17 protein-coding genes are annotated in these 22,585 nt (G+C 73.0%); 5 read left to right on the plus strand and 12 right to left on the minus strand.

Annotated elements, in window-relative coordinates; all coding sequences use genetic code 11:
• Positions 1–295: 295 nt before the first annotated feature.
• Complete coding sequence (locus tag ACH45N_RS23695) at positions 296–1,633, minus strand: MFS transporter (protein WP_397398412.1); 1,338 nt, start codon at positions 1,631–1,633, stop codon at positions 296–298.
• Positions 1,634–1,705: 72 nt separating this feature from the next.
• Here ACH45N_RS23695 and ACH45N_RS23700 point away from each other — a divergent pair, with 72 nt between their 5' ends.
• From ACH45N_RS23700 to hemQ, 3 genes are all read left to right on the plus strand, one after another.
• A complete protein-coding gene (locus ACH45N_RS23700) occupies positions 1,706–2,584 on the plus strand; it encodes a LysR family transcriptional regulator (RefSeq protein ID WP_397398413.1) in 879 nt (292 codons plus the stop codon).
• Positions 2,585–2,677: 93 nt separating this feature from the next.
• On the plus strand, positions 2,678–3,832 hold the full coding sequence (locus tag ACH45N_RS23705; RefSeq protein ID WP_397398414.1) for a ferrochelatase: 1,155 nt from the start codon (positions 2,678–2,680) through the stop codon (positions 3,830–3,832).
• A gap of 42 nt (positions 3,833–3,874) precedes the next feature.
• Positions 3,875–4,624 carry a hydrogen peroxide-dependent heme synthase gene (hemQ, locus tag ACH45N_RS23710; protein ID WP_397398415.1) on the plus strand — a complete coding sequence of 250 codons (750 nt, stop codon included), beginning with the start codon at positions 3,875–3,877 and terminating at the stop codon, positions 4,622–4,624.
• A gap of 141 nt (positions 4,625–4,765) precedes the next feature.
• Here hemQ and ACH45N_RS23715 read toward each other — a convergent pair whose 3' ends face one another.
• From ACH45N_RS23715 to ACH45N_RS23725, 3 genes are all read right to left on the minus strand, one after another.
• Positions 4,766–5,785: a putative protein N(5)-glutamine methyltransferase gene (locus ACH45N_RS23715; RefSeq protein ID WP_397398416.1), complete on the minus strand. Its 1,020-nt coding sequence runs from the start codon at positions 5,783–5,785 to the stop codon at positions 4,766–4,768.
• A gap of 84 nt (positions 5,786–5,869) precedes the next feature.
• The gene (locus tag ACH45N_RS23720; RefSeq protein ID WP_397398417.1) at positions 5,870–7,177 is read right to left on the minus strand and encodes a Glu/Leu/Phe/Val dehydrogenase; all 1,308 of its coding nucleotides are present in this window, start codon (positions 7,175–7,177) and stop codon (positions 5,870–5,872) included.
• 458 nt (positions 7,178–7,635) lie between these two features.
• Positions 7,636–8,406, minus strand: a complete 771-nt coding sequence (locus ACH45N_RS23725; protein WP_397398418.1) for an AraC family transcriptional regulator — start codon at positions 8,404–8,406, stop codon at positions 7,636–7,638.
• 121 nt (positions 8,407–8,527) lie between these two features.
• Here ACH45N_RS23725 and ACH45N_RS23730 point away from each other — a divergent pair, with 121 nt between their 5' ends.
• Positions 8,528–12,076: a bifunctional proline dehydrogenase/L-glutamate gamma-semialdehyde dehydrogenase gene (locus tag ACH45N_RS23730; RefSeq protein ID WP_397398419.1), complete on the plus strand. Its 3,549-nt coding sequence runs from the start codon at positions 8,528–8,530 to the stop codon at positions 12,074–12,076.
• Between the two features lie 86 nt (positions 12,077–12,162).
• Here the strand turns inward: ACH45N_RS23730 and ACH45N_RS23735 are convergent, their stop codons facing one another.
• The 7 genes from ACH45N_RS23735 to ACH45N_RS23765 form a co-directional block, all read right to left on the minus strand.
• A complete protein-coding gene (locus tag ACH45N_RS23735; RefSeq protein WP_397398420.1) occupies positions 12,163–13,155 on the minus strand; it encodes a LacI family DNA-binding transcriptional regulator in 993 nt (330 codons plus the stop codon).
• A 29-nt stretch (positions 13,156–13,184) separates the two neighbouring features.
• The gene (locus tag ACH45N_RS23740; RefSeq protein WP_397398632.1) at positions 13,185–14,783 is read right to left on the minus strand and encodes a GH1 family beta-glucosidase; all 1,599 of its coding nucleotides are present in this window, start codon (positions 14,781–14,783) and stop codon (positions 13,185–13,187) included.
• Between the two features lie 5 nt (positions 14,784–14,788).
• Positions 14,789–15,706, minus strand: coding sequence for a carbohydrate ABC transporter permease (locus ACH45N_RS23745; protein WP_357486326.1), 918 nt, complete (start codon positions 15,704–15,706; stop codon positions 14,789–14,791).
• Positions 15,703–16,719, minus strand: coding sequence for a carbohydrate ABC transporter permease (locus tag ACH45N_RS23750; RefSeq protein WP_397398421.1), 1,017 nt, complete (start codon positions 16,717–16,719; stop codon positions 15,703–15,705). The genes ACH45N_RS23745 and ACH45N_RS23750 overlap by 4 nt, the downstream gene beginning before the upstream one ends.
• 168 nt (positions 16,720–16,887) lie before the next feature.
• A complete protein-coding gene (locus ACH45N_RS23755; protein WP_397398422.1) occupies positions 16,888–18,210 on the minus strand; it encodes an ABC transporter substrate-binding protein in 1,323 nt (440 codons plus the stop codon).
• A gap of 203 nt (positions 18,211–18,413) precedes the next feature.
• Entirely contained in the window at positions 18,414–19,757 is a 1,344-nt protein-coding gene (locus ACH45N_RS23760; RefSeq protein ID WP_397398423.1) for an ABC transporter substrate-binding protein, read from the minus strand.
• A gap of 293 nt (positions 19,758–20,050) precedes the next feature.
• Entirely contained in the window at positions 20,051–20,575 is a 525-nt protein-coding gene (locus ACH45N_RS23765) for a DUF2505 domain-containing protein (protein ID WP_397398424.1), read from the minus strand.
• Positions 20,576–20,735: 160 nt separating this feature from the next.
• Here ACH45N_RS23765 and ACH45N_RS23770 point away from each other — a divergent pair, with 160 nt between their 5' ends.
• The gene (locus ACH45N_RS23770) at positions 20,736–22,217 is read left to right on the plus strand and encodes a sensor histidine kinase (RefSeq protein ID WP_397398633.1); all 1,482 of its coding nucleotides are present in this window, start codon (positions 20,736–20,738) and stop codon (positions 22,215–22,217) included.
• A 97-nt stretch (positions 22,218–22,314) separates the two neighbouring features.
• On the opposite strand, the gene ACH45N_RS23775 is transcribed toward ACH45N_RS23770, so the two are convergent.
• Positions 22,315–22,563, minus strand: coding sequence for a WhiB family transcriptional regulator (locus ACH45N_RS23775; protein WP_026365970.1), 249 nt, complete (start codon positions 22,561–22,563; stop codon positions 22,315–22,317).
• Between the last annotated feature and the right edge of the window lie 22 nt (positions 22,564–22,585).

A 22,585-nucleotide genomic window follows, 5' to 3' on the forward strand; every position in this document is an offset into this window, starting at 1 on the left:
GGCCAAGCTGCCGACCCTGCGGCCAAGTCGTTGACCCTGCGGCTCAGTTGCTGCGCCTGCGGCCAAGCTGCCGACCCTGCGGCCGACCCTGCGGCCGATCCTGCGGCCCCTGCGGCCAAGTCGTTGACCCTGCGGCTCAGTTGCTGCGCCTGCGGCCAAGCTGCCGACCCTGCGGCCAAGCTGCCGACCTGCGGCCAAGCTGCCGCCCCTGCGTCAGTTGCCGATCCTGTGGCCCAGTTGCCGATCCTGTGGCCCAGCCGCCGACCCCATGGGTGGGCCGTCGACGCCGCCGGCCTCAGGTCAGCAGGTCGCTCGCCTGCGCCGGTGCGGGCGTGCGGGCCGGCGACCGGCGGGCGCGCAGCCAGAGCACGGCCGCGACCGAGGCGAGCACCTGGAACGCGCCGGTCACGACCAGGACCGGCCCGGCCCCGAACGCGCCGATCAGCGCCCCGCCCGCGAGCAGCCCGGCCGAGGCGCCGCCGGCGTGCAGCACGGTCTCCGCGGTGAACGCCGTGCGGCGCGCGGCGCCCGTCGTGCTGTCCACGATGAGCGCGTTGAGCGCGGCGATGCCGAACGGCATGGCCAGACCACCCAGCGCCGACACCACGCCGACGGCGAGCAGGTTCGGCGCGGCCGCGGGCAGCGCCAGGTACGCCAGGCCGAACACCACCCACGACGCCACGATCGCCGGGATGCGCGGCACCCGGTGCACCACGAGCGGCACCACGAACGAGACACCCACGGTCGCGACGCCGTACCCCGCCATCCCGGCCGCGATGAGCTCGCCCGGCCGGTCCAGCTCGACGCCGAGCAGGGCCAGGCCCAGCGCGAACGCGAACCAGGTGACACCGCCGACGCCCGCCAGGGCCAGGCCGACGGCCAGCTCCGGGTTGCCGCGCAGCACGGTACGCAGGGAAGGGGCGGGCTCGGGCTCGGGAGCGGCGCCGAGAGCTGCGTCGGGAGCGGCGCCCCCGGAGGCCGGGGCCGCGCCCGCCGTGCCCTGGTGCGCCGCCGTGCCCGAGCCCGCCGCCGTGCCGGAGCCCGCCGCCGTGCCCGGGTGCGCCGCCGGGACGGTGAGCATCGCGACGGCGGCCAGCGCCACGGCGGCCGCCTCCCACCACAGCAGCGGCTCGGCTCCCCAGGCGACCAGCAGCCACGCCCCGAGCGCGGGCGCGAAGATCATGGATACCCGGTGCGCCAGGTCCTGCCAGGCCAGCGCCTTCGCGCCGACACCGGGCGCGTTGCCGGGCAGCTCGGCCAGGTCCGCGGTCAGCGCCCGCTGCGCCGGCGACAGCAGGGCCGACGTCGCGCCCGTGACCAGGCCTGTCGCGCACAGCACCACCGCGCCGACGCCCACGGTCGCCGCGGCGACCGGCACCAGCGCGAGCCCGAGCACCTGGACCGCGAGCAGCAGCGCGAGCGCGCGTCCCGACACCAGGTGCGCGCGCAGGCGCCGCCCCCACCACCCGGAGGTGAGCAGCGGCAGGCCGGCGAACCCGCCGACCAGGCCGGTGGTCCAGGCGTCGCCGGTCTGGTCGAGCGCGACCAGCGGCAGCGCGACGGCGGTGATGCGCTGGCCGGTCCAGGTGATGAACGTGGTGGCGGTCAGCGTGACGAGGTGTGGGTGGCGCACGCCGCCATCCTGCGGCCGCCGCGGCAGTCCCGGTAGACGGCTGCCGGACATGGCGGACCATAGGCTGTCCCTATGACCACATACCCCACGGTCGAGGACCTGCGGCTGGTCGACGCCGTCGCGCGGCACGGGTCGCTCGGCGCCGCGGCCCGCGAGCTGCTGGTGAGCCAGCCGTCGGCGAGCCAGCGGCTGGCCGCGCTGGAGCGGCGCGTGGGGACGAGCCTGTTCGACCGCGACACCACCGGCGCCCGGCCGACGGCGGCGGGGCGGGAGTTCTGCGACCAGGCCGCCCACGTCCTGGACCACCTGGGCACCATCGTCGAGCGCGCCCTGGCGGCGGCGCAGTCGCGCACCGTCTCGGTCGGCGCCTTCCCGAGCATCGCGGGAACGCTGTTCGCGGCGCTCGACGTGCTGCTCGACGACGTCGTGGTGCAGCCGGAGGTGGACCACGGCCCGCGGCTGCTGGAGTGGGTCGAGCGGGGCACCCTCGACGCCGCGTTCACGGGCATCGCCAAGCAGGTCCCGATCGCGCGCGGCCTGGTGGTCACCGAGGTGGGGCGGCACGACCTGGTCACGCTGCTGCCCGCCGGCGCCCCCGCGCCGGCACCGGGCCGGCGTCCGTACGAGGGGCAGACCGTCGTGTACTGCCCGCTCGACCTGACGGGCGACGTCCTGCACCGGCGGCTCACGGAGCTGGGCGCGCACGCGCGGCCGGGGGCGACGGCGGAGGCCGCCGTCCGGACGGCCCGGGAGCGGCGGTGCGCCGCCGTCGTGCCCGACATGGTGGCCCGCTGGTACGCCGCGCCCGGCGACCGCACCGTGCCGGCGCCGTTCCGCGGGCGTGTCACGCTGTCCATGGTGACGCGGAGCCCCGTGCCGCCCGCCCTGCTGGACACCCTCCCGGGCCTGCGCGAACGGCTGCGGGAGGGCAACGCGCACGCCCGTGCCTGAGCGGCTGGTTCTGACAGGGCGTCGGTTCGATGTCACGTCCCGTTCGCGCCTCTCCGGTCGGTCCCGCGCGCCCGACGGTGGAAGGATGTGCCCATGCCCGCGATTTCCCCCCAGCCTGCGGCGCACGACGCCGCGCCGTATGACGCCCTCCTGCTCTACTCCTTCGGTGGCCCGAACCAGCCCGAGGACGTGGTGCCCTTCCTCCGCAACGTCACCGCGGGCAAGGGCATCCCGGACGAGCGGCTCGAGGAGGTGGGCGAGCACTACTACGGGTTCGGCGGCAAGAGCCCCATCAACGAGCAGAACCTCGCGCTGAAGGCGGCGCTCGAGGCCGAGCTCGCCGCCCGCGGCCTCGACCTTCCGGTCGTGTGGGGCAACCGCAACTGGGCCCCGTACACGAACGACGCGGTCGACGAGCTGGAGGAGCTGGGCGCCATGCGCGCCGTCGCGCTCGTCACCAGCGCCTTCTCCTCGTACTCCGGCTGCCGCCAGTACCGTGAGGACCTCGCCGTCACGCTGGACAAGCGCGGGCAGCTCGGCCCCGACGGGTCCACGGGTGTGCAGTTCGACAAGATCCGCTCGTACTTCAACCACCCGGGCTTCGCGCAGGCCAACGCCGAGGCCGTCGTCGAGGCGTACGCCGCGCTCGCAGCCGACGGCGGGTCGCCGGCGGCCGCGCGGCTGGTCTTCGTCACGCACTCCATCCCGGACACCATGGAGGCGGCGTCGCGGGTCTCGCACGCCACGTACTCCGCGCAGCACCTGGACCTGGCCGCCGTCGTGGCGGCGCAGGTGGCCGAGCGCCTCGGGCACGAGGTCCCGTGGGACCTCGCCTACTGCTCGCGCTCCGGCCCGCCCAGCCAGCCGTGGCTGGAGCCGGACGTCAACGACCACCTGGAGTCGCTCGCCGCCGACGGCGTCCGCGACGTGGTCCTGTCCCCGATCGGCTTCATCTCCGACCACATGGAGGTCGCCTACGACCTCGACACCGAGGCGCTCGCCACGGCGAAGGACCTCGGCATCACCGCCGTGCGAGCCGGTACCGTCGGCGTGCGGCAGCCGTTCGTGAGCGGGCTGGTGGACCTGCTGCTGGAGCGCGCCGCACTGGCTCGCGACGAGCCGGTCACCGAGGCGACCGTGGGGTCGCTCCCGCCCTTCCGCTCGGTCTGCGCGCCGGGCTGCTGCCTGCGACGGGACGGCGAGCCGAGCGGCATCCCGGCGCTGTGCAGCCAGGACGTGAACTCCTGAGGCCCGCCCGGCGCCGCGACCGCCCATGACAGAGAGGCAGACATGAACGACACGCACGTGCACGGGGACACCGGGCACGAGATCGACACGACCGCGATCAACGAGGGCATCCGCTACACGATGTTCTCGGTCTTCTCGCTGACGGAGACGCTCCCGGCGGACGAGAACGAGCGCAAGGCCGTCGTGGCCGACGCCGAGGCCGCCGTCGGCGGCGCCGTCGACCCGGCCGCCACCTCCGGCGACCTCGTGGTCCGCGGCTGGTACGACGTGGGCGGCCTGCGCTCGGACGCCGACCTCATGCTCTGGACCCACGGCCCGACGATCGAGGCCGTGCAGGGCGCCTACCAGCGCCTGCGCGCGTCCGAGCTCGGCCGCTCCCTGGAGCCGGTGTGGTCGGTCGCCGCCCTGCACCGTCCGGCCGAGTTCAACCGCGGGCACGTGCCCGCGTTCCTCGCCGGCGAGGCGCCGCGCGACTACCTGTCCGTGTACCCGTTCGTCCGGTCCTACGACTGGTACCTGCTGCCCGACGAGGAGCGCCGCACCATGCTGCGCGACCACGGCATGGCGGCGGCCCCCTACAAGGACGTCCGGGCCAACACCGTCTCGGCGTTCGCCCTGGGCGACTACGAGTGGATCCTCGCGTTCGAGGCCGACGAGCTGCACCGCATCGTCGACCTCATGCGCGACCTGCGCGCCACCGAGGCCCGCCGGCACGTGCGCGAGGAGGTCCCGTTCTTCACGGGCCCGCGCACCCTGCTGGCCGACTGGGCGGACCGCCAGCCCCTGAGCTGACGCGGCGGAGCCTCCGGCCCGGCTCCGGCCGGCCCGCGGCTCCGGGAGTCACTCACCTCACCTTTGAGGCCCGGGTTTCTTCGCTTTCGACCGGTCGAAAGCGAAGAAACCCGGGCCTCTAAGGGCATCTTGGCCGCGGCCTCAGGCGAGCGGGCGGGTTCCGGCCAGGGCCGTGGCGCCCAGGTCGTCGTCCGACAGGACGGTGGGGAGCAGCCCGGCCGCCTCCAGGTGCCCGACGGCGGCGCTCACCTGGGCCTCGCCCGTCTCGACAAGCAGGTGGCCGCCCGGGCGCAGCAGCGCCGGCGCGAGGTCGATCACGCGGCGCAGGATCGCCAGGCCGTCGCCCCCGCCGTCGAGCGCGGTGTGCGGCTCGTGCTCGCGGGCCTCCGGCGGCATCATCCCGATCGCCTCCGTGGGCACGTAGGGCGCGTTCGCGACGAGGACGTCGACGCGGCCCCACAGCTCGGCGGGGAACGGGTCGGCCAGGTCGCCGGCGGAGGTGTACGCGGTGAGCAGCCCGGGCGCGACGTCGTCCGGCGGCAGGCCCGTCCTGCGGGCGCGCGCGGGCAGGCCCGTCCCCCCGGCGTGTCCGGGCAGGTCCGTCCCCGCGGCGCGGGCGGCGAAGGCCTCGGCGGCCAGCGCCTCCAGGTTCTCGTGCGCGCAGGCCACGGCGACGGGGTCGACGTCGGCGGCGTGCAGCTCGACGTCGTGTCCCGCCGCCAGCAGCCGCGCCGCGACGGCTCCGCCGAGCGCGCCGCAGCCGCAGCACAGGTCGACCACCAGGACGGGGCCGGCCGCCACACCGGCCGCGACGGCGCCGACGGCGTCGGCAGCACCGACGGCGTCGGCGTCGGCGCCGCCGACACCGACAGCGGCGTGGGCGGCATCCGACAGGGCGCGCGCCGCCGCCTCCCGGATCAGCAGCTCGGACCGCTGCCGCGGGACGAACACCCCGGGCGCCACGACCCAGCGGCGGCCGTCGAGCTCGGCCCAGCCCACCAGGTGCTCCAGGGGGAGCCCGTCGACCCGCGCCGCGACGAGGGACTCCAGCCGGACGGGATCGGTCGCGCCGTCCGACGTCGCGGCCTCCAGCAGGATCCGGGCCTCGTCCTCGGCGAACACACAGCCGGCGGCGCGCAGGCGCGCGACAAGTTCATCCACGCCGCAAGCGTAGGTGTACGTGTCAGACCCCCAGGTCACCCGCGGGACCTGGGGGTCTGACACGTGCACGGGCCGGAGGCCGGATCAGGGGTAGAGGCCCCGGATCTGGTGCGCCTCGGCGACGCGCTTGACGCCGATCACCAGGGCGGCGTCGCGCAGGGACAGCGCCTCGCGCCGGGCCAGCGCCGACACCTCGGCGTACGCCGTGGTCATGCGGTACTCGAGCTTGTCGGCGATCTCCTGCTCGGTCCACCAGTAGGTCTGGTTGGCCTGGACCCACTCGAAGTACGAGACGACCACGCCGCCCGCGTTCGCGAGGACGTCGGGGACCACGGTGACGCCGTTCTTCGCGAGGATCGCGTCGCCGGCCGCCGTCGTCGGGCCGTTGGCGCCCTCGACCACCCAGCGCGCCTTGACGGAACCCGCGGTGGTCTCGTCGAGCACGCCCTCGATCGCGGCCGGGACCAGCACGTCGACGGGGAGCGCGAGCAGCTCGGTGTTGGTGACCGGGTCGGCGGCGTCGAACCCGACGACCGAGCCGGTGCGGCGCACGTGCTCCATGAGCAGGGGCACGTCGAGGCCGGCGTCGTTCCGGATGCCGCCGTACTGGTCGCTGACGGCGACGACGCGCGAGCCGCGTGCCGCGAAGATCTCCGCGGCGTGCGAGCCCACCTTGCCGAAGCCCTGGACGGCGACGGACACGTCGCCCAGGTCGACGCCGGCCTCCGCGAGCGCGGCACCCGTGACGTGCACGATGCCGGCCGACGTCGCGGTGCCGCGGCCCAGCGACCCCCCGACCGCCAGCGGCTTGCCCGTGACGACCGCGGGGATCGTGTACCCGCGGTTGACCGAGTAGGTGTCCATCACCCAGGCCATCGTCTGGGCGTCGGTGCCCATGTCGGGCGCCATGATGTCGGTGTCGGGGCCGATCATGGGCATGATCTCCGACGTGTACCGCCGGGTCACCCGCTCCAGCTCGGCCTGCGAGTAGCCGCGGGGGTCGATGGCGACGCCGCCCTTGGCGCCGCCGTACGGCAGGTTGACCACCGCACACTTCCAGGTCATCCACATGGCCAGCGCCCGCACCTCGTCGACGTCGACGGAGGGGTGGTAGCGCAGGCCGCCCTTGCCCGGGCCGAGGCTCACGTTGTGCTGCACGCGGAAGCCGTGGAACAGCACGGTCTCGCCCGTGTCCCGCCGCAGCGGCACCGCGACGTGGATCTCGCGGCGCGGCGTCGCCAGCATGCGGTGCAGGCCCTCGTCGTAGCCGAGGATCTCGGCAGCGGTGGCGAGCTGCGCGTGCGCGGTCGCGAGCGCGGAGCCCTCCGCGGGTGCGTCGGACGGGGCGAAGGCGGGCGGTGCGGTAGTGGTGGACGTCGTTGTCGTCGTCACGTGGGTCCTCCGTGGAGAACGGCGTCTCCCGCTTCGTGGGGGCGGGGGCGCGGGTTGCGCGGCGCGGGGTTTGCGCCTCGGTCTCACCGTATCGCTTCGATGGGCGAATGTGCTCGGCCGTGGGGTGTTGGCCGATGATTTTCCGGTGTCGGTGCCATTGCTTGGGAATCAGCGTTCCGTGACCCGCCAAGCGCAGGGGAGAAGGGCGTCCGTGAGGGCGGCCTTGAACGCGTCACAGGTTACGCCGGTCGCGTGGCCGGTCGCTCCACCGGTGCCGTCAGCCCGCGGCGGCGCCGACCCGCCCGGCGAGCGGGTACTCGCGGCCTGACATCACCACGCCCAGCTCGTCGGCGTTCGCCGCCCACCAGGAGGCTCTGCTTTTCTGTCGCCCGAGCCTGCGGTTCCGCTCCGGGCGGGTGCCTCGTTCCTCGGCCCCCACCCTGCGCTGCACCTCCGGCTCAGGCGCCCAACCGCCGCGACCGCCTCCGGAACGACGACGGCGTCTCGCCCGTCAGCCGCGCGAACGTGCGCGTGAACGAGGGCTGGTCGTAGAAGCCCGCGGCGGTCGCGACGTCGGCGAGCGGCACCGTGGTCGACGTCAGCAGGTGGGCCGCGCGGTCCACGCGCAGCCGGAGCACGAGCTGGCGCGGCGAGAGGCCGAAGACCCGGCGCACCCGGCGGTCCAGGGACGCGGGGGCGCACCCGGCGAGCACGGCGAGGTCCGCCACGGACGGTACCTCGCCGTGCTCCAGGAGATCCTCGACCTGGCCGCGCAGGCGGGCCATGGCCTGGATCGTCGCGTCGTCGGCGTCGCCCGAGCGCAGGTCCTGCGAGACGGAGACGAGGCCCACGTAGGCGCCGGACTCGTCGTGCAGCGGCAGCTTGGACGTGAGGAACCAGCCGGGCGCCCCGCCGACGTGCCGGATCAGCTCCAGCTCGCCCCGCAGCGGCTTGTCGGTGGTGCGGACCAGCTCGTCCTGGCTCTCGTAGCGCTCGGCCAGCTCGGGGACGAACAGGTCGACGGCGCGCTTGCCGATCACGTCGCGCCGCGACCGCTCGCGCGTGCGCCCCACGAAGACCTGGTTGACGAGCACGTACCGGCCGTCGGCGTCCTTGGCGCAGAACATGACGCCGGACAGCTCGTCCATCAGGGCGACCATGGCGGGGTGCAGTGCGGCCAGCAGGGCCCGCGCCTCGGGCCGAGCGGCGCCGTTCGGCGGGTTGCTCATCGGGTCCCGATCGTACGCGGCCCGGCGCTCCGACCCGCGGCCGAACCCTTGGCCGAAACCGGCGCGGATCGCGAGTGATCCTGCCAATACACGCGAGCCGCACCGGGTGCACCCTGGTGTCATGAAGACCTCTGCCCGGCGCGGGAGCGCCGACACCGCCGACGTCCCGACCGGGGGCGCAGGCGCACCGGACAGCGCGACGCCGCAGGCTCCGACCGAGCCGCCCGCGAAGCCCGCCGCCGACACCCTCGTCGAGGACGCCGTAGCCCTCGCCCGGACCTGGATCGGCACCGCCACGGGAGCCGCCGCTGGCACCACCGGCGGAACCACGACCGGCTCGAAGACCGACAAGGCCGTCGCCCGCGCCTCCGCCGCCCTCGGCGCGCTCGTCTCCGACCCCGCGGGCCTGGAGCTCGCCGTCGGCTTCGTCGACGACGTCGCCCGCCCGCAGGACGTCCACGTCGCGGCCAAGGCCCTGGCCCGGCTCGGCAAGAAGGCCGGCAGCGCCACGTTCCTCAGCGCGAGCGACCGCGCGCTGTTCCGCGTCGGTGCGCTGACCGCCCCGGTGCTCCCGGGCATCGTGGTCCCCGCCGCCCGTGCGCGCCTCCGTCAGCTCGTGGGCCACCTCGTGGCCGACGCCGGCAACGGCCTCACCGCGCACCTCGCCCGCACCCGGGCCGAGGGCTACACCCTCAACGTGAACCTCCTGGGCGAGGCCGTGCTCGGCAAGGACGAGGCCGCCGGCCGCCTGGCCCGCACCGTCGCGCTCGTGGAGCGCCCGGACGTCGACTACGTGTCGATCAAGGTCTCCAGCGTCGCCGCGCAGCTCGTCACGTGGGACCTCGACGGCTCCCGCGACCGTGTCGTCGAGCAGCTCCTGCCGCTCTACCGCGCCGCGCGCGACCACGGCGTCTTCCTCAACCTCGACATGGAGGAGTACCGCGACCTGGCCCTGACCACCGCGGTCTTCACCGACATCCTGGGCCGCGACGAGTTCCGCGACCTGGAGGCAGGCATCGTGCTCCAGGCCTACCTCCCGGACGCGCTCGGCGCGCTGGACGGCCTCACCGAGTTCGCCGCGAAGCGCGTCGCGGACGGCGGCGCGCGCATCAAGGTGCGCATCGTCAAGGGCGCCAACCTCGCGATGGAGCACGTCGAGGCCGCCCTGCACGACTGGGCGCAGGCGCCGTACCCCACCAAGCCCGACGTCGACGCCAACTACGTGCGCATGCTCGACCACGCCCTGCGCCCCGAGCGCGCGCACGCCGTCCGCATCGGCGCGGCGTCGCACAACCTGTTCCACGTGGCGCTCGCGATCCTGCTCGGCCGGGCGCGCGGCGTCTCCGAGGCGCTCGACATCGAGATGCTCCAGGGCATGGCGCCCACCGAGGCCGCCGCCGTCCGCGACGAGGTCGCCAAGGACAACGGCCGCGTGGTGCTCTACACGCCGGTCGTGCGCGACGAGGACTTCGACGTCGCGATCTCCTACCTGGTGCGCCGCCTGGAGGAGAACGCCACGGAGCAGAACTTCCTGCACGCGGCGTTCGCGCCGGAGAGCGAGGGGGCCGCCGCGGAGCCGACGTCCGCGATGGACCGGCAGGAGGCCGCGTTCCGCGCCTCCGTCGAGCTCGGCGTGCACTACGGGCCCGACGACGTCGCCCCGCGCCGACGTCCGCGCCCCGCGCCGGAGCCGGTGACCGGGCCGTTCCACAACGCCGCCGACACCGACCCCGCGGTCGCCGAGCACCGCGCCTGGGCCCGCCAGGTCACCGGCCCGCGCTCGGGGTACGTCCCGGCGCTCGCCGAGCCGCTGGCGACGTCCGCCCAGGTGGACGACGTCGTGGCGCTCGCCCGCCGCGCGGGCGCGGCCTGGGCCAAGGTGGCCCCGGCGGACCGCGGCCGCGTGCTCCGCTCCGCGGCACAGCACCTGGAGGCCGCGCGCACCGACCTGGTCGCCGCCATGGTGCACGAGGCCGGCAAGACCGTCGCCGAGGCGGACCCCGAGGTCAGCGAGGCGGTGGACTTCGCCGCCTACTACGCGCAGGCGGCCGAGGCCCTCGACCCGGCGTCGGAGGCCTGGCCGGGCGCCCGGTACACGCCGGACGGCGTCACGCTGGTCACGCCGCCCTGGAACTTCCCCGTCGCCATCCCGATCGGCGGCGTGCTCGCCGGCCTCGCGTCCGGCTCCTCCGTGATCGCCAAGCCGGCGCCGCCCACGCCGCGCTGCCTGGAGATCGCCGTCGAGGCCGTGCACGCGGCGCTCGACGAGGTGGCGCCCGAGATCGGGCTGGACCCGGCGATCGCCCGCGACGTCGCACAGTTCGTCCGCGTGCCGGACGGAGACCTCGGCCGCCGCCTCGTGACGCACGACGGCGTGTCCCGCGTGATCCTCACGGGCGCGATCGAGACCGCGGAGATGTTCGCGTCCTGGCGCCCCGAGCTCCCGGTGCTCGCGGAGACCTCCGGCAAGAACGCGATCGTCGTGACGCCGTCGGCGGACCTCGACCTGGCCGTCGCCGACGTGGTGCGCTCGGCGTTCGGGCACGCGGGGCAGAAGTGCTCCGCCGCGTCGCTCGTGATCCTCGTCGGCTCAGTGGGCGATCCGCGCACGGTGACGGGGGAGCGGTTCCGCCGCCAGCTCGTCGACGCCGTGTCGTCGCTCGCCGTCGGTCCTGCGACCGACCTGGCCACCGTGATGGGCCCGCTCACCGAGCCCGCGCAGGGCAAGCTGCTGCGCGCCCTGACCACGCTGGAGCAGGGCGAGAGCTGGCTCGTGCGGCCGCGTCGGCTGGACGCGGTGGCGCAGGAGGCCGGCCTCGGCAAGGGCCGCCTGTGGACCCCGGGTGTGCGCGACGGCGTGCGGCCCGGCTCGTTCTTCCACCTCACCGAGGCCTTCGGGCCGGTGCTGGGCATCATGACCGCCCGCACGCTGGACGAGGCGCTCACGCTCCAGAACGCCGTGTCGTTCGGTCTCACGGGTGGCATCCACTCGCTGGACGACGCCGAGGTGGAGCACTGGCTCGACCGCGTCGAGGTCGGCAACGCGTACGTGAACCGGCATATCACGGGCGCGATCGTGCAGCGCCAGTCGTTCGGCGGCTGGAAGGCCTCCGTGGTGGGCTCCGGCGCCAAGGCCGGCGGCCCCAACTACGTGGCGCAGCTCGGCCGGTGGGCCGACGCGCCCGACGTGCCGTCACGCACCGAGGACCCGGCGGGCTGGCTCGCCTGGGCCCGGGCCGACGACGCCCGCGTCTGGCTCACCGAGTTCTCGCAGGCGCACGACCCGTCCGGGCTGGGCGTCGAGTCGAACGTGTTCCGGTACCGGCCCGTCCCCGGCATCACGGTGCGCGTCGGGGCGGGCGCGCCGGACGCCGAGGTGCAGCGCGTGCTGGCCGCGGCCGCACGGGCGGGGGTCGACGCGACCGTCGTCGGGCAGGAGGTCACGGACGAGGCGTTCGCCGAGTCCGTCGCCGACGGGGTGGTGACCGGCCGGATCCGCGTGGTGGGCGAGGCACCGGGGCTGCGCGACGCCGCGGCGAGCCGGCTGGGCTCGGTGACGGTGCTGGACGGCCCGGTGCTGGCGAGCGGCCGCCGCGAGCTGCTCACGATGCTCCGCGAGCAGGCGGTCAGCCGCACGATGCACCGCTACGGCCACCAGCGCACGGCCTGACTCCCCCCCGGGACCTCGTTGAGTGCTGGCTATTTGTTGCCGAAACGCCATTTCGGCAACAAATAGCCAGCACTCAACGAAGGGGGTCAGGCGGAGTCGCCCTCGACCAGGCGCGGGGCGAAGACGCGGCGCTCGTCGCGGACCGGCCGGCCCGCGACCAGGTCGACCAGCATGCTCGTGGCGGCGCCGACCATCTGCACCACCGGGTTGTGCACGGTCGTCAGCCGGGGTGACGTCGTCTCGGCGATGCCGAGGTCGTCGAACCCGACCACCGAGACGTCGCCCGGCACGGACCGACCCCGCTCGGCGAGCACGCGCAGCGTGGCCTCCGCCATGAGGTCCGAGGCCGCGAAGATGCCGTCCAGGTCGGGGTGCTGGTCCAGGAGCCGCGCGGCCGCGACGTGCGCGCCGGCGACGGTGAAGTCGCCCTCGACGAGCGCGTCGTCGGGCAGGCCGGCGTCGCGCAGGGCGTCCCGCCAGCCGGTCATCCGGTCCACGCCGGCGGGCATGTCGAGCGGTCCCGTGATGGTGCCGATGCGCCGGCGGCCCCGGTCGATCATCCGCTGGGTGGCGATGCGCCCGCCCGCGACGTTGTCGACGTCGACGTAGCGCAGGCCGCGCGAGAAGAACGGGTCGGGCTCGAACAGCCGCCCCACGAAGACGGCCGGCAGCGCCGCCGGCCCGAGCTCCGTCTCGAGCTGGTCGCCCTTGTGGTGCGACGCCACGATGACGCCGTCGACGTGGCCGCTGCGCAGGTAGCGGCCCACCCGCCCGCGCTGCTCGCCCGGGCGGGCGAGCAGCAGCACGAGCTGGAGGTCCGTCCCGGCCAGCCCCTCGCTGACACCCGCGAGGGTGCCGGAGAGGAACGGGTCGGTGAGGATGCGCTGGTCCGGCTCGGGCACCACGAGGGCGATCGAGTCGGTGCGCCGGGTCACGAGGGACCGGGCGGCTCGGTTCGGTGCGTACCCGAGGCGGGCGACGGCGTCGTCGACCGCCGCCTGCGCCTCGGGGGAGACTCGCAGGCCGCCGTTGATGGCGCGCGACGCGGTCGACCGGGACACCCCGGCCGCCTGGGCCACGTCATCGAGGGTGGGTGGGCCTGAGGTCGTCACGCCGTCGGAACCGCCTTGTCTCCGCCGTCGTCGCCGGTCGGGTACGGCACGGGTGCGACACTTCGCTCCGGAACGGCATTGGCCCGTGCGACCTGACCGTACCAGCGGCCGGACGCCTTGACCGTACGTTCCTGCGTCTCGAAGTCCACGCGGACGAGGCCGAAGCGCTTTCCGTAGCCCCATGCCCACTCGTAGTTGTCGAGCAGGGACCAGCCGAAGTAGCCGCGCACGTCCGCGCCCTCGTCGATCGCGTCCTTGACGGCGCGCAGGTGCACGTCGACGAAGTCGAGGCGCTCCTGGTCGTCCACGAACCCGTCCGGGCCCACGACGTCGTCGTACGCGCTGCCGTTCTCCGTGACGTAGAGGGCGATGCCGCGCGGGCCCGTGTAGTCCTGCTGCAGGCGCAGCAGGAGGCGGGTGAGGCCCTCGGGCTGCACCTCCCAGTTCTGGGTGGTCACGGGCAGCCCGCGCGGGTGCGTGTACGCGCCGTCGCCGCCCGGGAACGGGGACGACGACGGCCGGGTCACCGGGGCGCCGCCGTCCAGCGGGTGCTCGGCCGGCACCGCGGCCACGGCGTTGCCGTGGTAGTAGTTCACGCCGAGCGAGTCGATGGGCGTCGAGATGATCTCGAGGTCGCCCTCCTGGATGTGCTGCTCCAGGCCGTACTCGCGCACGTCCTCCAGCACGTCCAGCGGGTACGCGCCGCGCAAGATCGGGTCGGCGAAGATCCGGGTGAACCCGCCGTCGAGCCGGCGCGCGGCGTCGACGTCGGCCGGGTCGTCCGGGTTCAGCGGGTCCTCGACCTCGAAGTTGAGCGTGATGCCGAGGTTCGCCTCGGGCGCCCGCTCGCGCAGCGCCTGCACGGCCAGGCCGTGGGCCAGCATGAGGTGGTGCGCGGCGGCCAGGCCGTCCTCGCGGGACTGCCGGCCCGGCGCATGCTGGCCGCCCGTGTAGCCCAGGAAGGCGGCGCACCACGGCTCGTTGAGCGTGGTCCACACGTCGACGCGGTCGCCGATCGCCTCGTGCATCGTCACGGCGTAGTCGCGGAACCGGTAGGCGGTGTCGCGGTTGACCCAGCCGTTCGACTCCGCCTCGATCGCCTGCGGCAGGTCCCAGTGGTAGAGCGTGAGCCACGGCAGGATGCCCGCGCCCAGCAGCTCGTCCACGAGCCGGTCGTAGTAGGCCAGGCCGGCCGGGTTGACCTCGCGCCCACCGGGGATCACCCGGGACCACGACGTCGAGAACCGGTACGCCTTGATGCCGAGGTCCTTCATGAGCGCGACGTCGGCGGGGTAGCGGTGGTACTGGTCGCAGGCGACCTCGCCGTCCTCCTGGTTGAGGACGGCGCCCGGGACGTGCGCGAACACGTCCCACACGGAGTCCTCGCGGCCGTCCTCGTGGGCGGCGCCCTCGACCTGGTAGGCGGCGGTGGCCGCGCCCCAGAGGAAGCCGTCCGGGAAGGGCACGCTCCCGGTCGCGTTCGACGACGGCGCGGTGCGCGGCGCGCTCGGCGTGTACGGCAGCGCAATCCCGGGGGCGGGCACGCGCGGCGCCGTCGGGTCGGTCTTGAAGCTCTGCGTGAGCTCGCGGGTCATCTGGGTCATCCCTTCACGGCTCCCTGCATGATTCCTGCGACGAGCTGCTTGCCGACGAAGGCGAAGATCACCAGCAGCGGAAGCGTCACGAGGAACACACCGCCCATGACCAACGAGTAGTCCACGAAGTAGTTCGACTGCAGCGACTTTACGACGAGCGGCAGCGTCGGGTTCTCCGAGCTGAGCACGATCGACGGCCAGAAGAAGTTGGTCCACTGCTGCACGAACGTGAACAGGCCGAGCATGGCCGCGGCCGGGCGGGCCGCGGGCAGCGCGATGCTCCAGAAGGTGCGGATCATCGAGGCGCCGTCCACGCGGGCGGCCTCGATCAGCTCGTAGGGCAGCGACTCCGACAGGTACTGCGTCATCCAGAAGACGCCGAACGCGCTGACCAGCACCGGGACGATGACGGCCTGGAGCTTGCCGATCCAGTGCAGGTCCGACATGAGGATGTACATCGGGATCACACCGAGCTGGGTCGGCACGGCCATCGTGGCGATGACGAACACGAGCAGGGGCCCGCGGCCGCGGAAGCGCAGCTTCGCGAACGAGTAGCCGGCGAGCGTCGAGAACAGCACGACGGCGGCGGACACGACGACGGCGATGATCACCGAGTTGGTCAGCGCCTTCCAGAAGTTGATCTGGGTCGACTCGATGACCGTGCGGAACTGTGTGAACAGGGACAGGTCCGGGTACCACTGCGGCACCGCGTTGCGCGAGATCTCCACCGGGTCGGACGAGCCCAGCAGCAGCGTGTAGTAGAGCGGGAAGATCGAGATCAGCAGCACGATCCCGAGCAGTGCGTAGACGATCCAGCTCGCGCGGCGGGTGGCGCTGCCGGCGGCCTTGCGGTCCCTGCGGCGGGCGGCGGCCCGGGCCGCGCGCTCGCCGGCGGTCTGGGCGGTGACGGCGACGGAGCTCATGCGTTCCCCCTGGTGATGCGCTTGCGCTTGGGCTTCTTGTCGGTGCCCGACGTCGAGATCTGGCGGGTGACCAGGAAGTTGACGAAGCCGATGAGGATGATCAGGAGGAACAGCATCCAGGCGACGGCCGAGGCGCGGCCGAGGCTGTGCTGGTTGCCCCACGCGACGTCGTACAGGAACAGGACGGTGGTCATCCAGTTCTTGTCCGGACCGCCGAGCCCGGTGGCGTCGTACATGCGGACCTCGTCGAAGATCTGCAGGCCACCGATGGTCGAGGTGATCACGACGAAGATGATCGTGGCGCGGATCTGCGGCACGGTGATGGAGAAGAACTGGCGCACGCGGCCCGCGCCGTCGATGACGGCGGCCTCGTAGAGGTCGCGCGGCACGGCCTGCATGGCGGCCAGGAAGATCAGCGCGTTGTAGCCGATCCAGCGGTAGTTCACGATGCTCGCGATGGCGACGTGGCTGGCGAGCCGGTCGCCGTGCCAGGCGATCGGGTCGAGCCCGACCAGGCCGAGCAGCGAGTTGATCAGGCCGTACTGGTCGGCGAACAGGCGGCCGAAGATCATCGACACGGCCACGGGGGCGACCACGTAGGGGATGAGCACGCCCATGCGCCAGAACGTCGCGGACCGGAGGTTCTGGTCCAGCAGCGCGGCGATGGTGATCGCGATGATCACCTGCGGCACGGAGGACAGCACGAAGATCGACAGCGTGTTGCCCAGCGACTTCCAGAACGTCGGCTGGTTCAGCACGTCCACGAAGTTCTGCAGGCCCACGAAGTCGCCCTGGCCGCCCAGGAGGCTCCACTCGTGCACCGACACGTAGGCCGTGTACGCGAGGGGGAACAGGCCGGTCACCGCGAACAGGATGAAGAACGGCGAGATGTACAGGTACGGGGAGAGCTTCACGTCCCAGCGGCCGAGCCGCTGGGAGAAGCCGAGTCTGCGCGACTCGCGCTGTGGTGCACCGGACCCCGGTGCCGATCGTTGAGGTGTCAGGACGGCCATGTCATCTTCCGGTCATCTTCCGCTGTGTCATCGTCGTGTCGTCGCTTCGGTGCGACGCCCGCGTGGCGCGACCGGTGGCCGGGCTCGCCGAGACGGGTGTCTCGACGAGCCCGACCACCGGTCGCGGCCAGCAGTTCGGGCCCAGGGCCCGGTTCAGGCAGAGCCTGCTCAGCCGAGCGCGGCAGCCTTCTCGACGGCCTCGTCCCAGGACTCGTCGGCGTCCTGCGACTTGGTGATGTCGACGCGGTTGAGCGCGTTGGTGACCTCGTCACGGATGGCGAAGTAGTGCGCGCCCTTGTACGGGGCACCCTCGATCGCCTGGGCGCGGGTGGAGAAGATCTGACCCACCGGGGCGTCGTTGAAGAACTCGTTGGTGAAGCTCTGGACAGCCTCGGACTCCTGCGCCTCGATCTGCGACGGGAACGTACCCGAGGTCTCGAACGCCTTGGTCTGCTGCTCCGGGGCGGTCAGCCACGCGGCGAGCTCCTTGGCGGCCTCGGTGTGCGCGCCGGAGGCCGGGACGGTCAGGAACGAGCCGCCCCAGTTACCGCCGCCACCGGGGAAGACGTCGGCGACGTCCCAGCCCTCGATGCCACCGGAGTTCTGCTCGATGGGGCCGGTCATCCAGGCCGGGCAGAGCATCGTCGCGAAGGCGTCGTTCTGGAAGCCGGCGACCCAGTCGTCGCCCCACTGCTCCAGGCCGGCCGACAGGTCGTCGTCGACCGAGCCGACGATCTCGTCGTAGATCGCCTTGACCTCGGCGTTGTCGCCCAGGTCCTTGGCCTCGCCCGTCTCCGGGTCCTCGAACGCGGCGGGCAGCTGGTTGATCATGCCCTGGAACGTGCCGGCGGAGCTGTCGTACCAGGCGGCGTCGGACTTCTTGACGAACTTGCGGCCCGCGGCGAAGTAGTCCTCCCACGTGGAGTCCTCGCCACCCAGCAGCTCGGCGACCTCCTCGCGGTCGGTCGGCAGGCCGGCCTTCTCGAACAGGTCGGCGCGGTAGCAGATGGCCTCGGGGCCGATGTCGGTGCCGTAGCCGATGATCTTGCCGTCGGGCGTGGTGGCCTGCTGGACCTTCCAGTCCACCCAGCGGCCGTCGAGCTCCGGGTCGGCCAGGTCGGTGAACAGGTCGGGGTACTGCGTGAGCTCGGGCAGCCAGTCGACCTCGATGGCCTCGATGTCGGCCAGGCCCTCGCCGCCGGCGGCGAGCTTGGTGGTCATGTTGCTGCGGGCGTCGTCCGTCGTGGCGGCCTTGACGTGCTCCACGGTGACGTTCGGGTGCTCCTTGGTGTACTCGGCGAGCATCTCGTCCGTGTAGCCGAAGTCGTTGAACGTCGCGACCTTCAGGGTGATCGGACCGTCCTCCTCGCCGGATCCTTCGTCGGATCCGCCGCCGCAGGCGGTGAGGGCCAGGGCGACAGCGGCCACGCCGGCGGTCGCCTGGAGGGTACGGGCGGCTGCGCGCCGCGTGGGTCGGGTACTGCTCAGCACTGGGGACTCCCTTGTCGTGCGGTCTGGTCCTACGGGTTCTGCGGGTTCCTGCGGGTCGCGCTCTGGTGCCGGGCTCGGCACATCCGCGTACCGGCATTGGGAGCGCTCCCACTCCTGGGGTGTGGGAGCGCTACCACGCGACCTGATCGTTGCGTTCTGTGCCCCGCCGTGTCAAGGCGGGGAGTGGGCGAAGCCTGGTTCGCCTACTCCTTGACCCGGAAGCCGGAGACGGTCTGGACCGCCTGGTTCCAGGCGATCTCGGGGCTGTTGGTCCCGGCGTCCACGGCGGCCAGCGCGTTGTTGACCTCGTCACGGATGGCGAAGTAGTACTGGCCCTTGTGCGGGGCGCCGTCGATGGACTGGGCTCGCGCGGTGAAGATCTTGCCCACCGGCGCGTTGTTGAAGAACGGGTTCACGTAGCCCTGCACGGCCTCGGAGTCCTGGGCCTCGATCTGCGACGGGAACGCACCCGCCGTCGTGAAGGCCTCCGTCTGCTGCTCCGGCGCCGTGAGCCAGGCGGCCAGCTCCTTGGCTTCGTCCGTGTGCAGGCCGGCCGACGGCACGGTCAGGAACGAGCCGCCCCAGTTACCGCCGCCACCAGGGAAGACGTTGGCGACGTCCCAGCCCTTGACCCCCTGGGAGTAGGACTCGATCGGGCCCATCATCCAGCCCGGGCACAGCATCGTGGCGAACGCGTTCTGCTGGAACCCGGCCGTCCACTGCGGGGTCCACTGCTCCAGGCCGGCCGAGAGGCCGTCGTTGATGCCGGAGGTGATCTGGTCGTAGATCGCGCGGACCTCGCTGTTGGTCGCCAGGTCGGTCGGCTTCTGCGTCGCCGGGTCCTCGAACGCGGCGGGCAGCTGGTTGACCATGCCCTGGAACATGCCGGTGGTGCCGTCGAACCAGGCGGCGTCGGACTGCGCCGTGAACTGACGGCCCACCTCGAAGTAGCGCTCCCACGTGGCGTCCTTGCCGCCGAGCAGCTGGGCGACCTCGTCGCGGCCGGTCGGCAGTCCTGCCGCCTCGAACAGGTCGGCGCGGTAGCAGATCGCCTCCGGGCCGATGTCGGTGCCGTAGCCCAGGAGCTCGCCGTCCGTGGTCGTCGCCTGCGCGACCTTCCAGTCCACCCAGCGCTTGGTGACCTCGGGATCCGTCAGGTCCTCGAAGAGCTCCGAGTGCTCCATCAGCTCCGGCAGCCAGTCGACCTCGGCCGCGACCACGTCGGCGAGCTCGGAGCCGTCACCCGTGGTGAACGCCTTGAGCATCTGCAGGCGGGCCTCGTCGGACGTCGGCGCCACGATGTGCTCGACGGTCACGTTCGGGTGCTCCTCGGTGTACCGGGCGAGCAGCTCGTCGGTGTACCCGAAGTCGTTGAACGTGGACACGGTCAGGGTGATCGGAGCGTCGTCGTCGCCGGAGCCCGCGGTGTCCTCACCCAGGAGCGAACCGCATCCGGTGAGGGGCAGGACGAAGGCCGCGAGCGTAGCGACAGCCGCGCGGCGGGTGGCGACGGTCCGGCTTCGGACCGGTCCGTGTTTGGTGGGCACTGATACTCCTCGGGTTCGGTACGCGTGTGGATGCGTGAAAGCGATATCAGAGCACAAACTCGCCTACATCCGACACGAATGTTCGCTCAGGTTCCAGCACCTCGCCGTCGGGAAACGAACGAGGTGGAACGAACGTAAAGTACCAATTAGCAAACGATGTCTGAAATGCCGCAGTCGTGCCTGGAAGGGAAAAAACTCGTCAGGATCTGAGCCGGACCGCACCGTCCGGCGCGGTCCGCAGGGGCATCCTGGCAGGGGCCTCCCCCTCAGGGGAAGTCCCGTCTCGGGACGGCTCAGGCCGTTCCGGTGCGCTTGCCGGCCAGCCAGTCGCGCCCGGCCGCGGCCTCGGTCTCGAGGGTGGTGCGCACGGCGCTGACCGCCGCCTCCTCGATCACGGTGCCGAACAGCGGCACCGTCGCCCGGACGTCACCGGCGTACGTGAGGCGGGTGCCGCCGTCGGGCAGGGCGGTCAGGGCGGCGGTGGCCGTCACCCGTACCGGCGCGCCCAGGATCTCGACCGCCACGGTGCCTGTCCGGCGGCCGTCGGACGCCGCCTCCCAGGCCTCGGCCTGGCGGATCTCGAGGTGCGCACCCACGAACGGGCGGGCCTGCACGGGGATGATGTCGGTCGGCAGGGTGCGGCGCACCACCACGGTGAAACCGGTGACCGCGCTCCCCGTGACGTCGGCCTGCTCGACCACGCCGTTCACCGAGCCGGTGGAGCGCTGGGCGCGCCACCGCACGAACGACTCGTCGGCGAGCATCGCGGAGACGTCGTCGATGTCTGCGGGGAACGTCAGGTCCACTGTCAGGTGCACGGGCTCTCCTCCTCGCGCCGACGGGGCATGCCGGTGGTCGAACTCTAACCGACGCGTTGCGCACGTCCGATCCGAGGGAGCCGTGGGCGGGCCCCGGGTACGCGCCGCGCCCTCATCGGGCCACGAGCCGGTTCCGACATAGGCTGGGCGCGTGTCCGCGATGAGTGACCTGATCCTTGAGCACGCCGACCTCGAGCCGGCCGACGTGGAGTGGCTGCATCTCCTGGTCGGCGACTGGCAGGTGGTCTCGGACCTCGCGTTCGCGGACCTCGTCCTGTGGCTGCCGACCGACGACGGACGGTTCGTCGCGATCGCGCAGTGTCGTCCCTCGACCGGCGCGACCGTGCACTACGACGACGTCGTCGGCTCGTTCGCGCCCGAGGGGCAGCGCCCGCAGCTCGCCAGGGCGATGGCCGAGGCGAAGGCGCAGCGCGCCCGCGAGCCGCGCTGGTTCGGCGCGTACGCCGTGCGGGAGGAGGCGATCCCCGTCGTCCACAAGGACACGGCGGTCGCCGTGATCGCGCGGCAGACCAACCTCGGTTCGGGTCGCACGCCGTCGCGCCTGGAGCTGAACTACGTCGAGGCGGCCGACGACCTCGTGGCGATGATCCCGCGGGGCGAGTTCCCGCTGCCGAACGCCGCGACCGGGTCGCGCCGCGGCGCACCGCGCGTCGGCGACGGCCTGATCCGCCTCAACTCCGAGGGCGAGGTGCTGTACGCCAGCCCCAACGCGCTGTCGTGCTTCCACCGGCTCGGCGTGATCGGCCCGCTCGTGGGGCAGTCCCTCGTCGAGGTGACGGCGGACATGGTGGAGCAGCTCCAGCCCGTGGACGAGTCGCTCCCGCTCGTCGTGATGGGGCGTGCCCCCTGGCGCACGGACATCGAGGCGCACGGGGTGTCCCTGTCGCTGCGGGCGATGCCGCTGACCGACCGCGGCCAGCGCATCGGCGCCGTGCTGCTGTGCCGCGACGTGTCCGAGCTGCGCCGGCGCGAGCGCGAGCTGATCACCAAGGACGCGACGATCCGTGAGATCCACCACCGCGTGAAGAACAACCTGCAGACCGTGGCCGCGCTGCTGCGGCTCCAGGCCCGGCGCATGGACGTTCCGGCCGCCAAGGAGGCGCTCGAGGAGGCGATGCGGCGCGTCTCCACGATCGCGCTGGTGCACGAGAGCCTCTCCCAGACGCTCGACGAGCAGGTCGAGCTCGACGACATGGTCGGCAGGGCGCTGCGGCTCACCGCCGACGTCGCCTCGGCGGACACCTCGGTGCGGACCGTGCGCACCGGCTCGTTCGGCATGGTGCCGGCGCAGGACGCGACGCCGCTCGCCCTGGTGCTGACGGAGCTGGTCACCAACGCGGTCGAGCACGGGTTCGTCGGGCGTTCCGCGGGCACGGTGGAGATCGCCGTGGAGCGCGAGAACTCCGACCTGCGGGTGGTCGTGGCCGACGACGGCGTGGGGCTGCCCGAGAACGGCGGTGCCGGCGGGCGGGGCCCCGGCAGCGGCCTGGGCACGCAGATCGTGCGCACGCTCGTCACCAACGAGCTCGGCGGGACCATCGAGTGGTCGGCGCGGCCCGGCGGTGGCACCGAGGTGGTGCTGCAGCTCGTGCTCCGGGTGGCGGAGCCGGCCCGCTCCTGACGGCGTCAGGAAAGACGCGAGCCACGCCTGGGCGGAGGGGGCGTGCTCAGGCGTGGCTCGCGGAGATCGTGGTGCGGGGTGGTGCTGTGCTGTCGGTTCAGCCTGCGCGACGAGCGCGCGCGGTGCGGCGCTTGAGCGCACGGCGCTCGTCCTCGCTCATGCCGCCCCAGACGCCGGCATCCTGGCCGGACTCGATCGCCCACTTGAGGCAGGTGTCGACTACGTCGCAGCGACGGCACACGGCCTTGGCCTCCTCGATCTGCAGCAGGGCGGGGCCCGTGTTGCCGATGGGGAAGAACAGCTCGGGGTCCTCTTCGAGGCATGCTGCGCGGTGGCGCCAGTCCATGGTCACGTACTCCTTGGAAGGA

This window comes from Promicromonospora sp. NPDC019610 (genome assembly GCF_044389365.1).
GTDB lineage: Bacteria > Actinomycetota > Actinomycetes > Actinomycetales > Cellulomonadaceae > Promicromonospora.